The organism is Nonomuraea ferruginea, assembly GCF_039540635.1.
GTDB lineage: Bacteria > Actinomycetota > Actinomycetes > Streptosporangiales > Streptosporangiaceae > Nonomuraea > Nonomuraea ferruginea.
Genome location: NZ_BAABFD010000064.1, coordinates 1 through 630, shown reverse-complemented (window position 1 = coordinate 630; position 630 = coordinate 1). Strand labels below are relative to the sequence as shown.

Below are 630 nucleotides of genomic sequence, written 5' to 3'. Positions count from 1 at the left end.
ACCCGCAACGCCGGCACGTTCTTCGACGGCGGCATGAAGCGCTACTACGGCATCGGCGACGGCGGCCAGAGCGAGAGCCAGGACCCCATGTTCGTGGTGGCCAACGGCGGCACCATCCAGAACGTCATCATCGACGCGCCGGCCGGTGACGGCATCCACTGTGAAGGCTCCTGCACGATCAGGAACGTGTGGTGGAACGACGTCGGCGAGGACGCCGCCACCTTCCGCAGCTCCAGCAGCTCGGCTGCCTACCTGGTGGACGGCGGCGGCGCCAAGTCCGCCTCCGACAAGGTCTTCCAGCACAACGGCGCAGGCACCCTGACCATCCGCAACTTCCAGGTGCACAGCGCCGGCAAGCTCTACCGGGCCTGCGGCAACTGCTCCACCTCCTACCAGCGGCACGTGGTCATGGACGGCATCACCGCCCGTTCCACCAAGGTGCTGGCCGGGATCAACACCAACTGGGGTGACACGGCCAGGTTCAGCCGGATCACCGTGTACGGCAGCGCCACGATCTGCGAGAAGTACCGCGGCGTGCCCAAGGGCAGCGAGCCCACCAAGATCGGCGAAGGCGCCGACGGCGTCAACTGCCTGTACTCCTCGTCCGACATCACCTACCGGTAGCCCGCA

Annotated in this window: 1 protein-coding gene; it reads left to right on the top strand. The window is 67.0% G+C overall.

Annotated elements, in window-relative coordinates; genetic code table 11:
* Positions 1–624, top strand: a 624-nt coding sequence (locus tag ABD999_RS43795; protein ID WP_271280562.1) for a pectate lyase, incomplete at its 5' end; no start/stop codon positions are given.
* Positions 625–630 lie beyond the last annotated feature (6 nt).